Source organism: Halomonas sp. 3D7M (assembly GCF_014897885.1).
Lineage (GTDB): Bacteria > Pseudomonadota > Gammaproteobacteria > Pseudomonadales > Halomonadaceae > Vreelandella.
This window is the reverse complement of the sequence record NZ_JABUZF010000186.1, coordinates 1-12172: the sequence shown is the minus strand read 5'-3', so window position 1 is coordinate 12172 and position 12172 is coordinate 1. Positions and strand designations below refer to the sequence as shown.

Annotated in this window: 8 protein-coding genes and 2 tRNA genes; 3 read left to right on the top strand and 7 right to left on the bottom strand. The window is 52.4% G+C overall.

All coding sequences use genetic code 11. From position 1 onward, the window contains the following. A partial coding sequence (locus INT22_RS20740) for a peroxiredoxin (protein ID WP_226912604.1) occupies positions 1–277 on the top strand: 277 nt, incomplete at its 5' end. A 111-nt stretch (positions 278–388) separates the two neighbouring features. Here the strand turns inward: INT22_RS20740 and INT22_RS10625 are convergent. Next, positions 389–1486, bottom strand: a complete 1098-nt coding sequence (locus INT22_RS10625; RefSeq protein ID WP_193060840.1) for an AI-2E family transporter — start codon at positions 1484–1486, stop codon at positions 389–391. Continuing rightward, on the bottom strand, positions 1483–1761 hold the full coding sequence (locus INT22_RS10620; protein WP_089039771.1) for a sulfurtransferase TusA family protein: 279 nt from the start codon (positions 1759–1761) through the stop codon (positions 1483–1485). The genes INT22_RS10625 and INT22_RS10620 overlap by 4 nt, the downstream gene beginning before the upstream one ends. Positions 1762–1944: 183 nt before the next feature. Between INT22_RS10620 and INT22_RS10615 the strand changes: the two genes are divergently transcribed. Continuing rightward, positions 1945–3405: a M48 family metalloprotease gene (locus INT22_RS10615; protein ID WP_193060841.1), complete on the top strand. Its 1461-nt coding sequence runs from the start codon at positions 1945–1947 to the stop codon at positions 3403–3405. A 71-nt stretch (positions 3406–3476) separates the two neighbouring features. Here INT22_RS10615 and nadA read toward each other — a convergent pair whose 3' ends face one another. From nadA to INT22_RS10600, 3 genes are all read right to left on the bottom strand, one after another. After that, positions 3477–4505 (bottom strand): quinolinate synthase NadA, encoded by a 1029-nt coding sequence (nadA, locus tag INT22_RS10610; protein WP_193060842.1) that lies wholly within the window; start codon positions 4503–4505, stop codon positions 3477–3479. 289 nt (positions 4506–4794) lie between these two features. After that, positions 4795–4870, bottom strand: a tRNA-Lys gene (locus INT22_RS10605). A 51-nt stretch (positions 4871–4921) separates the two neighbouring features. After that, positions 4922–4997 (bottom strand) — tRNA-Lys (locus INT22_RS10600). A 216-nt stretch (positions 4998–5213) separates the two neighbouring features. Here INT22_RS10600 and INT22_RS10595 point away from each other — a divergent pair. Further along, on the top strand, positions 5214–8402 hold the full coding sequence (locus INT22_RS10595) for a UDP-N-acetylmuramoyl-tripeptide--D-alanyl-D-alanine ligase (RefSeq protein ID WP_193060843.1): 3189 nt from the start codon (positions 5214–5216) through the stop codon (positions 8400–8402). 152 nt (positions 8403–8554) lie between these two features. On the opposite strand, the gene INT22_RS10590 is transcribed toward INT22_RS10595, so the two are convergent. Together INT22_RS10590 and INT22_RS21890 are read right to left on the bottom strand one after the other, a co-directional pair. Then, positions 8555–11137, bottom strand: a complete 2583-nt coding sequence (locus INT22_RS10590) for a BapA/Bap/LapF family large adhesin (protein WP_193068199.1) — start codon at positions 11135–11137, stop codon at positions 8555–8557. Then, positions 11056–12172 (bottom strand): Ig-like domain-containing protein (locus INT22_RS21890; protein WP_319022064.1); only part of this gene is annotated, 1117 nt, incomplete at its 5' end. The genes INT22_RS10590 and INT22_RS21890, both read right to left, overlap by 82 nt.

Sequence of the window (12172 nt, the reverse complement as noted above, 5' to 3'; positions counted from 1 at the left end):
TATCGGCGTTTCTAGAGATGGTATCCGTGCTCAGGAGAACTTCAAAGCCAAGCAAGATTTTAACTTCGAGCTTATCTCCGATAAGGACGAAACCGTATGCCAGATTTTTGATGTTATCAAACTTAAAAAGATGTACGGCAAAGAGCATCTTGGCATTGAGCGCAGTACCTTCCTAATCGACAGCGAGGGTAAGCTTGTTCAAGAGTGGCGCGGCGTTAAGGTACCAGGGCATGTTGATGACGTACTAACAGCAGCAGAAGCGCTTCACGCCAACTAACAAAACCAGGAGCACCGCATCCTGGGCGGGTACAGCGCGAAGCGGTGCCGCGACTGATTCGCAGGCAATTTTTCCGTTCGCGCTTCACGTACTACGGTCAGGTGGCGCCTGCTAATGTTCAGCCAATGGAAGCTGCTTTTCACCTTCTCTCTCGGCTATTCCTCTTGGCCATGCATAAACCAGTGCTTTTAGTAGGGTGGCCAGGGGAATCGCAAAGAAAACGCCCCAGAACCCCCAGATACCACCAAAAAACAGCACCGCGACAATAATGGAAACCGGGTGAATATTATTCGTTTCTGAAAACAACACCGGTGCAAGCACATTCCCATCAAGCGCTTGAATAACGCCGTAAGCGACAACCACATAAGCAAACTGCTCACTGATCCCAAAATGAAACCCGGCAACGGCTGCCACTGGGATGGTGACTACCGCCGCTCCAATGTATGGCACCAGAACAGAAAATCCCACCAGCACTGCTAACAAGGCGGTGTAAGGTAAGCCAAAGAAAGCGAAGGTAAAAAAAGCAACCGTACCAACGATAATAATCTCTATCGATTTGCCGCGTATGTAATTAGCAATCTGACGATCCATCTCATGCCAAATACGCGTTAACAGCGTACGCTTTTGCGGTAGCAACGACAGCGTAAAACCTACCAAAGACTGGCGATCCTTTAGCATGAAGAATACCAGTATCGGCACTAACACTAAGTAAATAATCAACGACATAATATTGCCGAGCGATGCCAGTGACAGCGTTAATGCACGCTGTCCTAGCTGGCTAATTTCCCGACTGGCAACGCCTATCCAGCTCTGCATTTGATCGGGAGTGATTAAATTAGGATAACGGGCCTGAAGTTCGTCTAACCACCCTTGGCCGCTAGCAAACATACGCGGCGTCTCCTGAACAAGCCCGACAAGTTGATTCCATATCAGCGGCATCAAAATAAAGGCCATTGTTAGCAACACGCTAACAAACGCCACAAACACAACAATGACCGCTAGCAAATGAGGCACACCGCGCCGCGTCAAGGCACTCACTACGCCCTGCAGTAAAAAAGCGATCACCAGCGCGGTGAAGAACGGCGCCAGCATCCTGCCAAACCAAATAATGGCCGCAAAACCAGCTACCAATACCAAGAGAAGAATTAACGCCTCTTCGTCTGAAAAGTAGCGATCAATCCAACTTTTCAGAATAGTGCGCATGGTCATGAGTGAGACATCCCTGCTTTGCGTATCCAAAAATAGTACATATCGCCATGCTGCTCGCGCGCTTCTAACACATGATCACTAAGCTCGGTGAAAGATGCCATATCACGCCACGAACCAGCATCCGTTGCTCTTACTTCAAGCAATTGACCAGGGGCCAGCCCAGCCAATGCCTGTTTGGCTTTTAATAATGGCAGCGGGCAGTGCAACCCGGTAGCATCCAGCACCGTATCGGGCTTAATGCTAGCGTTTGACCTGGACTCTGTGTGCTCGGACATACCCTCTCCCCCAAAATACCTACTTGATCAAAATACTTACTTGAATACGGCATTGTTACATAAACTATTTCTTTAAAACGGTCGCTGAGAATTTGATTTAACGGCACTTACCTGCCTGAATCAATGTCACACCGCTGTTTGCTGCGTATATTACTTGAATATCAGGAACACCATGAGGATGCCATGCTGCACCTTCGATTCACACTTTCTCGCCGAGCCTACGCGCTAGCGTTCATGCTGAGTGTCGCCAGTGTTAGCCCACCCAGCTTTGGCTTCGACGATTATCAGCTCCCAAGCCTAGGTGGCGCTTCAACCTCTGTCAGTAACGAAGAGTATCGCCTGGGGCGCGCTTGGCTTCGTCAATTTCGTGCCCAAGCACCACAGTGGCAAGACCCTATTGTAAATGACTACCTAGATAGTCTAGTTGCACGCCTTGCTCCCCACAGCCAGCTTGGCAACCTTCGCACAACGACCGTGATGGTTGATAACGGCTCTCTCAATGCTTTCGCAGTCCCTGGCGGGGTCATAGGTATCAATTCAGGGCTATTCGCCTTTGCTGAAGATGAGGGAGCCTTTGTGTCGGTTATCGCCCACGAGCTGGGCCACCTATCTCAACGACACTACGCCAGGGGCAGTGCACGTGCGGAGCAAACACAGCTGCCTGCAATGGCCGCCATGCTGGCAGGCATGCTCATTGCCGCCAGCGGTGGCGGCGATGCGGGCATGGCCGCTGCTATGGGTTCCCAAGCGGCGCTCATTCAAGACCAATTGTCCTATTCACGACGCTTTGAGCAAGAAGCCGACCGGGTTGGCCTGCAGGCAATGGCAAGTGCTGGATACAACCCAGATGCGATGGTACGTATGTTCAGTGCCATGCAACGGATGGCACGACTCCAGGGCGGCACACCACCAGAGTTCTTACTTACCCACCCGGTGAGCGATAGCCGACTAAGTGATGCTCAAGCACGCGCATCACAGCTAAATATTGCCGACGCCTATACCAGCGACACGTTATACGACATGATGCGCGCCCGCGCACTTTTGAGCATTTACCACAACACACCGCAACAAGCTGCGTCACGACTTGCTCAAGAGGATAGCGAAGAACAAGCGCAACGCTACCTATCAGCGCTAATGGCAGCCCGCAATGGCCAAACAGACAACGCACTGCAAACCCTTGACCAATTGGCCCGCGAGCTACCTGACTATGGCATGCTACCGGCTTCTGCCGCCACCGTTGCGCTAGAAGCACAACGCTATGAGGAGGCTATTACGCGTAGCCAGCGCCTGCTGCGCATCATGCCCAACTACTTACCTGCTCAATTGGTGTTAGCCGAAGCCCAGCTCCAGCGCGATCCTCAAGCAGCTTATGAGTTATTACGTGATATTACTGCTCAGCACCCTGAAACCCCTCAAGGGTTCAATCTTCTTGCCGAAGCAGCCGGACGAAGCGGCTATGACGGCTGGGGACACTTAGCGCGAGCAGAACACTTACAGCTAACAGGCAGAATTGACCGCGGCATTCGTCAGTTGAGCATCGCCAAAGATGCCGCACAGCAAGAGAATGATCAACAGGCACTGGCGCGTATCGAACAACGTAGGGAAGCGTTCATTGAATACCGCGAGGCACTAGAGAAGTTTTGATGTTTCAAAAAAACAGCCCGCATGCTTATCGCATTCGGGCTGTCGCCTTGCTGCCATGGAGAGTTTATACACTAGGCATTAAAGTTCAGCATTCGCTCTAATGGTTTTAACGCCTGCCACCGCAGCGTGTCATCAACAAAAATCTCACCGCTACCGTCACGCAACGCACCCGCCAAGTTATCCAGAGCATTCATCGCCATCCACGGGCAATGTGCGCAGCTACGACAGGTCGCACCGTTACCTGCTGTGGGCGCCTCAAATAGCGTTTTATCGGGCACCGCCTGCTGCATTTTAAAGAAAATACCGCGATCAGTAGCAACGATCAGTTTGTCATTGGGCAACGTTTGCGCGGCTTTGATCAACTGAGAGGTTGAACCTGCCACATCGGCCAGTTTGACCACGGCATCGGGCGACTCTGGGTGCACCAGTACAGCGGCTTCAGGGTAAAGACGCTTAAGATCTTCAATCCCCTTTGCCTTGAACTCTTCGTGAACGATACAGGCACCGTCCCACATCAGCATATCTGCACCGGTTTTTTTCTGGATATAGCCACCTAAGTGCTTATCCGGCGCCCACAGTATTTTTTCACCTTTGGCTTGAAGGTGCTCAATAACGTCGACGGCAATCGAAGAGGTGACGACCCAGTCAGCGCGCGCTTTTACAGCAGCCGAGGTATTGGCGTATACCACAACGGTACGATCCGGATGCGCATCACAAAAAGCGCTAAACTCGTCAGCAGGGCAACCAATATCCAGCGAACAGGTCGCTTCCAGGGTGGGCATTAAAACGCGTTTTTCTGGGGATAGAATTTTCGCTGTTTCCCCCATGAAGCGTACACCTGCAACCACCAGCGTTGTTGCATCGTGCCGCGCACCAAAGCGCGCCATTTCAAGGGAGTCAGCAACACAGCCACCGGTCTCTTCAGCCAGCTGTTGAATGGCATCATCGGTGTAGTAATGGGCGACGAGCACCGCATTGTGTGCTTTTAGCAACTGCTTGATTTCGGCTACCCGCGCCTCATCTTCCGCAGGAATGCGGGTGGGGCAGTACGGGCTGGGGAGCGGAGCGTCAAGCTCAGCTTGAGTAGTCATAATAGTCATCGTGTCTACCACTGTGACGAACAGGGAATCCCCCTGTTAAACACCGGTCACGGCGCGTGCACTCCGCAAACGCCGCACTCGATGCGACGAGTCGCTGCGTCTCTCGCGGTGACTCATCGCTCTGCCCGCCATTAGTGCGGGCAGCGCTACCGAGACATCATTGGTAGCTATAACTAAGACTATTGTGGTGTTAAATCGTTGCCCGCTGCAAGCATAAAGTGTGCGTTAGGACGCTTCATCACCGAATAGCAAAACGCCCCTGGCAGCAAGCTACCAGGGGCGTTAAATTTGGTGGGTCGTGTAGGATTCGAACCTACGACCAATTGATTAAAAGTCAACTGCTCTACCAACTGAGCTAACGACCCAAATTTTGCTACGCACCTAGTTGACCACTTGGCGCTATAAACTGGTTCGAATGGTGGGTCGTGTAGGATTCGAACCTACGACCAATTGATTAAAAGTCAACTGCTCTACCAACTGAGCTAACGACCCCCTCGAACGGATGCATATAATACAGACCACCCCTACGCTTGGCAAGTTCTTTTAAAGCTGATTAGCAAAACTTCTAATTAACCCAGAAAAAGCATGGGTTGCTACTCTCCGGCGCTAATGACACGCACTAATTAAAATGTGATATTTAAGCCAAACATAAAGCGTTAACGCACCATACCCATGTGTTTTCGCGACGTTAACAAAGAGAAGCACAGCATGCGCCAGCAACCAACAGTGAAAAAGCCTACCGCCGCACGTAGTGCCCAACCAAAGGCCAAACAGCCTCAGGTACGCAGCCTGATCAAGCAGCACCCCACAAAAAAACTCTCAGAGTTAATTGTGCAGGCAAAAGCGCCACTGGAAGCAGAGCTGTCGAAAGCCCATTTATCAGTAAACAAATCACTTACCCTCTTTTTATCATTCACGGATGGCTTGCAACGAGCAACCGTGGTGCAGTTTTCAGGTAAGCATCTAGCCGAGGTGTGGAAAAAGCTCGCCGACTGGCAACAACGAAAATTTAAAGAGTCGCCTAAGGTACGCTGGCTACGTATTGACTGGGTAACCGGAACGCGGGCCATGCCATGGGCCGACTGCCTAAAAGAGATGCAAAGCGTAAAGCGCAACTATTTCCGCTATGGCGTCTGTCTAGATACCAACTTCCGCTACGCCTTTCTTGAGCAAGAACTCAACGCAAACGCCATGCTGTACCTAGGTGGCAATCAGCCAAAAGCCGCACTGAACAAGAAAAACTTTCTCAGCTATGGTGTGAAGCGCTACGGTAAGCACTTCTCATTACCAGCCCTCCAAGATCAAGCCCTGCTGTTCACCACCCAAGCCATTTTAGTGCAACCCGACAAACCGCATGAACTGCTTCACGGCTATAGCGGCGGTCAAGAAGGTCGCAATACCGGGCGGCGAATTATCGAGCAGCTAGACCCTGCTCAGGTTACCTCATTAATCCAGCAATCCAGCCAATTCCTGGCAGAGCAGGTCGATGCAAAAGGCCGCTTTATCTATGGCATTCACCCCTGCTTCGACAGAGAAATCAACGCCTACAATACGCTTCGCCACACCAGTACCACGTACTCTATGCTTGAAGCATGGGAAGTCACTCAAAGTAGCGAGTTAAAGTCTGCAATAGACCGCTCTATGGAGCACTTAACGAGCCAATTAATTCGCCAATATACCTTACCTTCTGGAGAAACCCTCGCTTACTTACAAGACAGCAACAACGAAATAAAGCTCGGCGGCAACGCGGTATGCTTGCTTGCCCTTGTTAAATACACAGAGCTTACTAATGACCAGCAATACTTGCCGCTTATGGAGCAGCTGGCGCTCGGTATACAGCGCATGCAAAATCAGGACACTGGCCAGTTCCATCACGTTTTAAATGCCGACGATCTCAGCATAAAAGAAGAGTTTCGTATCATATACTACGATGGCGAGGCCGCTTTCGGCCTAATGCGCCTATACGGCCTTACTAAAGACGAACGCTGGCTAAACACCGTTGTAAGCGCTTTTGAGTATTTTATCGAAAAAGACCACTGGAAAACTCACGACCACTGGCTTAGCTACTGCGTCAATGAATTAACTCTTTACCGACCAGAAGAGCGTTACTACCAATTTGGTATCAAAAACGTTTCAGGGCATCTTAATTTTGTGATGGGACGTATTACGACTTTCCCAACGCTGCTTGAATTGATGATGGCAGCTCACAAAATGATTACACGCCTGGAAACCAGCAAGCAGCATCAACACCTGCTGGAGCAAATTGATCTTAAGAAGTTCTACCGCGCATTAGAAGCACGGGCACACTACCTGCTCAATGGTTTTTTCTGGCCAGAATTTGCTATCTACTTTCAGAACCCGCAGCGCATCATGGGTAGCTTTTTTATTCGCCACCACAGTTTCCGTGTACGTATCGATGATGTGGAGCACTATTTGTCAGGGTATGTTGCGTTCTTGACCCACTATCTAAAAGCGCCCTGCGCCCCCTACCCAGTGGTCAACGACCGCGCCTGGAATGCCCATCACATAGAAGCAGCCACAGGGGGGCGCTGGCTTCGACGGCCTACACACGACTGGTTCGCAAAGGGAGTTAAGTATTTCGCTCCGAGCGTTTGTGGTGGCGACCTCGTGGTTGTGAGAGGCGAGGGTGAGAAGGTCGGCGTTCTGCCAAGTCGCGTGAGCACCTTACCAACACCAGCAGGTATCATGGTGAGTTCATCCTCATCATCCACGATGGCGCTAGAAAGCAACGAACTCCCAATACTTGAGGTCGACAACATCGGGGAGGCAATCTTAGCCCTTGGCCGCTATGCTCGAAATCAGCTGAGCGGTGTTGTTGTCGGAGTGACTGGAAGCTCAGGTAAAACGACGGCCGTGGCTATGCTGGCACATGCGCTAGCAACCCGAGGTGACGTTTATGCCAGTGCACACAATGCAAATTTACCGCATGGCGTTGCCTGGAACCTATCTTCAGCAGGATGGGATGTGCCACACCTAGTACTAGAAATGGCAGTCGGCAGAATGCCGACCAGTTCCAGAATGGCACGGCCGCATGTTGCTGTTTTCCTAAACGTCCATCCGGCGCATATAGGTAGCTCACACACAGTGGCTGATATTGCTCGCGTCAAAAGCGCCATTTTCGAGGGTATGTCACCGGGTGGGATCGCTGTCATCAACCGAGATATGCTCGAGTTTGAAATGGTCTACTCGGCCGCCATTAAGAACGAGCAACGCGTCATATTGTTTGGCGAACACGAGCAGAGTGACATACGACTGATTAGCTATGAAAACGTAACGCAGGTTGCCACATTGTCACGTTACGGCGGCCCACAGGAACGCGTGGAAATTGGAGCAGCAGGCCACCATATGGCCTTGAATAGCCTTGCAGTAATAGCCGTCATTACGGCACTAGACTATCCGCTAGCATCAATACTAGAACGCTTAAAAACATTCCGCCCATTACCCGGCCGTGGAGAGGAGAAACTTATTCGTTTTAAGGGTCGCCAATTCACACTAATCAATGATGCCTACAATGCCAACCCAGGCTCAATGGCCGCAGCATTGGATCGACTGGGACATCTCGCTGTTGAAGGACAACGAGTTGCCATTCTGGGGCATATGGAAGATTTGGGGCCATCAGCCGAGCAGTACCACACGGCACTTTTAGAGGCTGTCGAGCGTACTAAAATCGACACACTGTATGTCGTTGGGCCCCATTACCGAACATTCTGGGAGCGTTTGCCTGCTACGCAGCAAGGTGCCCACGTGGCGTCTATTGATGCGTTAAAAACAGTGCTGGCAGATACCTTCAACGATGGCGACGGTGTGCTCGTAAAAGGCTCAAACAGCACAGGAATGCATAAAATCGTTGCTTGGCTGGAAAGCGAGACTGCCTAATCATGGCCGAATACAGCGCGTAGCGACTCAGCCCACAACGGCCTAATGTTGAACGCTGCTTATCGTCTCATGGATGATTTCAAATAACTTCAAAACAACACCGGGCCCGAAGGCCCGGTGCTTTGGCAGTTATGCCAACGTTAGAGTACTAATCAGATCATAGGAGTCTGATCAAACTCATCGTCAAGCGGATTCTTCGGCTCGGAGAAGTCGCCCATTGGCACCTCCTCAAAGCCATCAGTACCACTCGTTACTTGCTCCTCCTCTTCGTTGCTGTCCTCAGACTCAGGGAATACCAGCTCTTCGGTGTCATCACCGAAGTCCATATCGCTAAGGCTGAAGGTACTCATCGCAGCAATGCCTTCATCGTCGAGTTGGCTCGCCTCCCCATCGACCGCTTCAAGCTCAATGATCAGCGTAGCCTCCTCACTCGTACTGCCGTTGGGGTGGGTAAGCTGGTAGACAAACGCCTCCGAGTGCGGCTCAGTGAAGTGCTCCAGGTCACCGTTTGGCGTGTAGCTATAGTTGCCGTTGGCATCCACGGTCAGGGAGCCATAATCTCCTTCGATCGTTATCGGCTCATCACCGATCTCAACATAGTCCCCCGTATCCGGCTCAAGGATCTCCAAACTTGCGCCTATCGCCTCATCGTTATCCAGCAGATTGCCCGATACCGGTACGAAAGCGGACTCGAACTGATCAAGGTAGGTAGCGGCAAAGCTACCATCGATGTTGACATCTGCTGTTACACCAGTGATCTGTGAATGGACTCGGTAAGTTCCGGGGTCGAGATCCAGTCCAGCAATATCGATACTGGCTACTTCATTAGCCACACCCACCAAGTTGCCGAACTCTTGAGAGTGAACCGTTTCCCAATTTTCGTTATCGTCAAGCCGCTGGATGTTAAGGTTGCCACCGCCAAGAAGATTAACCGACGAAGAAGCGATAACGACGCCTGACAGCTCCATATTAGGCTCGATCTCGAATTCTTCACCTTCATAGGGTAAGTTCAAGACTAGCAGAACGGAGCTGGCCGACCCCTCATCCTGGTGGAAGTCGTTATCAGTGACGTTTGTCCATTCGATATCGATGGTGGCGGTATCATCACTAGCCGAGAACGGAATTTCGCCCTCGATCGTAACAGTGAGCTCCGCCTCTGCCTGGCTGTCGCCATCGGATACCGTGTAGGTAAACGTCTCCTGCTGGTTTAGCGAGGCGATATCTCCATTGGCGGTATAGGTGTAGCTGCCATCCTCATTGATCACCAGATCACCGTAGAGCCCCGCAATGGTTGCCGTGCCAGCCTCCAGTTGCACGGTTTGTCCGCTGCTATTGGCGACTTCCGTTATCACACTGCCAACTACCCCAGCCCCCGTGTCCACGGTGCCTTCAGCGATACCATCGCCCTCCAGGCCGTGCTCGGTCAGCGTGGTGGTAATTTCGGTCTGCTCGAGCAGCGTCAGGGTCTCGGTGAGCAAGGCATCAGCAACTGCATCGAGCACCTCATCTACCAGATAGGTCAGGCCAAGATCGTTCAAGCCGCCGACAATGGTATCGACCAGTTCTCCAGCCCCTAGCTCTGTCGTGGTATCCAGTACTGGCTCTAGGATTCCGACAACGACAGTGCCTAAGCCAAGACCCAAGAGGTCAAGAACAGGAACAGTGCCATTCAGGGCATCCTCCACGGCACCCAGCACCACCTCTTGATTTTCTTCACCCAGCACAACACCGCTATCGCCCAACTCCGACAGAGTGAGATCGCCGACCAGTTGGTTCAATGCACTCTCATCGCTGCGCACAATGACCTGATACTGCCCAGGTTCCAGCCCGGTAACCTTTGTGGTTAGCGCTCCGTCATCCGTTAGCCCCAATATACCCAGGCCGGCCACATCACCGACCAAGGGACTGTCCGCGGTGGCTGCGGTGTGCACGAGATTACCGCCTGCATCGTAGACATCGACACGGAAGGCACCGGCCACTGCCAATAGCCCAACTTGACTGACCTCGACCTCCAGATCCCCAGAGAAGGCGTTGAAGTCCTCATTGTCTCCAACAATCACGGTGGTGCCCGCATCTTCTGGGAAGCTATCCAGAAGATCGATTACCTGCACCTCAGAGGTACTATCCGGCGTGTAGTCCAGGCTGGTCTGGTTGCCTAAATTAGCGGTTGCTTCACCATCTATTAGCGCTGTGGCACTGGCAGTACCGGGGGCGGATACGTTACCCACAGCATCGGCCAAGTGGGCCGTGACTTCCAGGGTCCCACCACCCTCCGGCGCTTCAACCTCGGTCACTACTTCCTCAGCGTTGATGTGCTCCTCTGTTAAGGTGGTTTCCACACCATTGACGGTCAGAGTGTCACCGATCTCGGCGTTGGTGTCGGTCAGGTCGATGGTGACTTCGACATTGCCATCCTCATCAAGATCATCGGTGGTAAGGAAGGCATCACCATTACCAATGGTCACGCCCGGCAGGTTCGGTGCGGTGGTATCCGGTGCGGTCGCGGGGGTTGAGCTGCTCGGCTCGGCGTCACCGGTGACCATATCGCCGTCAGCGTTGAACTCGGCGGTAGGCGCATCCGGTGCGGTGGTATCCGATGCGATCGCGGTGGTTGGCTCGGATTCGTTGCCTGAACCATCAGTGGCCGTCACCGTTACCTCTTCACCGTCGGCCAGGGCCGGATCAAGTTCCACGCTATAGCTGCCGGTTCCTGCATCGGCGGTGGCGGTACCCACAACGGCTCATCCAGCGTAACGGTGTAGCTGCCGACTTCTTCATCGGCAATCGCCGTACCTATCTCTTCACCGTTTTCGTCATACACCGTGACCGTGCTGCTCGGCTCGGCTTCACCGGTAACTTCGTTACCTGCAGCATTGAAAGCTGCCGTCGGCATATCTGGTGCGTCGGCATCCCCTTCGCCTGGCACATCGACTAGTGCCACTTCAGCGTTGATATTCGCGGATTTTTCTTCGTTAGTCACAGTATCCACGACGTTCACTGTGAAGCTATCCACACCTGCGCTGCCCGCCTCTGCATTCGGCGTGTATGTGTAAGAACCATCGGCATTTATGACCAAAGTGCCATATTCACCAACGACTTCTATCTCACCATTCACAGGCGTGAACTCAGTACCATTGAAGGCGATGGACTGAACTTCCAGGTTGCCGGCATCTCCGCTAGCGGCCTCATCAATAAAGTTGCCTTCCGCAACCTCACCAACTGTAATGTCCTCAACCTCCAGCAAGTCGGTAGCGGTAACGTCAAGCTCACGAGTGATGGCCACACCAACATTGATCAAGCTTGGATCGGGAACCAGGGTGGCGCGATAGTCGCCCGCATCCAGATTTTCCAGAGTCACCTGCCCTGAAGTACCACCCAAGCCAAGCAGACTCAGTGAAAGCAGTCCTTCGTCGAGATTATTCTCACCATCCTCGACACGTCCCCACTCCCCGTTCTCAAAGCTTTCAACGATCAGAACATAGTCGTCCAGTACACCGACCTCCAGAGCTCCAGAGATATCGACGTTGAACGTGGTCTCGTTGGTATTTTCATCCAGACTGAACTCGACTAGCGGGTGGTCACCAGAGCCAATATCCAGGTTGGCGAGTCCACTTAGAAGGTCGATACCAAGCAAGTCGAACTGGCTATCGCTACCCGTATCCGGCGTTTCTTCCGGCTCATAGCTGATTTCACGCTCCAGATTCGCAGCAACATCGACATTTACTAGCTCGAAGTCGGCGTCGGCATCAGCATCGGCGTCAGCATCGGCG